Annotated in this window: 2 protein-coding genes; one reads left to right on the forward strand and one right to left on the reverse strand. The window is 67.6% G+C overall.

The features are described 5' to 3' along the window. Positions 1–2: 2 nt before the first annotated feature. Complete coding sequence (locus tag ABZ646_RS46420) at positions 3–368, reverse strand: VOC family protein (RefSeq protein ID WP_360533778.1); 366 nt, start codon at positions 366–368, stop codon at positions 3–5. 92 nt (positions 369–460) lie between these two features. Between ABZ646_RS46420 and ABZ646_RS46425 the strand changes: the two genes are divergently transcribed. Next, entirely contained in the window at positions 461–1426 is a 966-nt protein-coding gene (locus ABZ646_RS46425; protein WP_360533781.1) for a WYL domain-containing protein, read from the forward strand. Positions 1427–1529: the final 103 nt, after the last annotated feature.

Genomic DNA, 1529 nt, shown 5'->3' on the forward strand with positions numbered 1-1529 from the left:
TTTCAGCCCCGCGGTGCGACGCGGATACGGTTCCCGTCGGGATCGGCTGCGAGGAAGGTCAGCCCGAACCCCGCATCATGGGGCTCGCGCAGGATCGTGACCCCCTTGGACTTCCACTGCTCGAAGGTCGCGTTGAGCTCGTCGGGTCCACCGCCGACGGCCAGGCACACCTCGCTGGTGCGCGGGACGTCCGGTGACAGATCCTCGAACTGGCCGGACCACAGACCGAGGTCAGCGCCCGGCCCGAGGTCGAAGGTGATGTATCCCGGAGTCTCGAACGAGGGGCTCATGCCGAGGAGGTCGCCGTAGAAACGCGCTGCGGCGGGAGCGTCGTTCACGTAGACGACGGACACGACGGATGTGGTCATGGTTGTTCCTTCTCGCAGGTCGTAGGTGCGCATCCGCCAGCCTGACCGTGATATGCGCCGCATCATGTCGCAATTCCTGAAAAAATCGGTGTGTGACCCCAGACCGGTTCTTCAGCCTGATGCTGTTCCTCGAATCGAGGGATGCCGTGACCACACAGGAACTCGCCTCAGCGCTCGGGGTGTCCCTTCGCACCATCACCCGGGACCTGAACTGGCTCCGCGACGCCGGTCTGCCGGTGACCGCACACCGGGGCCGCCTCGGAGGCGTGACCATGCTGCCCGGGTACGGACCCGACCTCACGCGACTCACACCGGACGAGCGGGATCATCTGTCGCTCACCGGGCTGGATGAGAAGCAGCGTGCGGAGCTCGACGCATCGGTCGACAGCCGGCGCGCGCTCTCCAAGATCGCCGCCATCCAGCCGCGTCGAGTTCCTGAGCTCCTGCCGCTCACCGACGTGGTGCACGTGGACAGCCGTCCCTGGCGTCAGGCACGAGTTTCCGGCACGACTCCGGCTTCGCTGCTCGGCGCGGTGCGGCGAGGCCGTCGGCTGTGGATCGAGTACGACAGCACACGCGAGTCGTGCCCACGCGACCTGGTCGTGGATCCCTACGGGCTGTTCGCCAAGGCCGGCATCTGGTACCTCGTCGCCGACTGCGCCCGAGTGCCACGGATGTACCGACTCGAGCGGATCACGACGTGGAAGGAAGTCGGCCGGCCACGACGGATCCGCGAGGGCGAGACCCTCGCAACCGTCGCCGCAGCACTCATTGATCAGTGGGAACGCGACCACGCGATAGAGGTCAGCGCCACCATCGACCAGGCCCAGATCGAGCGAGCGCAACGGATCTTCGGCCCACGACTCGTCCGGGACGGCCATGAAGGATCCGCCACCGGCCACAAGGTGACGATCCGCTTCCTGCATCTGGAGGATGTGCGCGCACTGCTGCCGTTCGGGAGCGCCGTCACTGTGCACGGCCCCACCGAAGCCAGGGCTCACCTGCGCGACCTCGCCACCGGTCTTGCCCGCCACTATGCGCCGTCACCGACGTCCTGACCCGCACCAGCCGACCCTGAGCCAGGTCCGGCCCTGAGCCCACGTTGTACTCAGCGTTCTTGATGACTGCCCCTGCCGCGGCGCCGGCCCCGGCCGGCGCCCC

Source organism: Streptomyces sp. NPDC007162 (genome assembly GCF_040634175.1).
Lineage (GTDB): Bacteria > Actinomycetota > Actinomycetes > Streptomycetales > Streptomycetaceae > Streptomyces.

Coding starts and splice junctions, on each gene's coding strand:
- ABZ646_RS46420 (WP_360533778.1), bottom strand. CDS start 368: ATGACCACATCCGTCGTGTCCGTCGTCTACGTGAACGACGCTCCCGCC.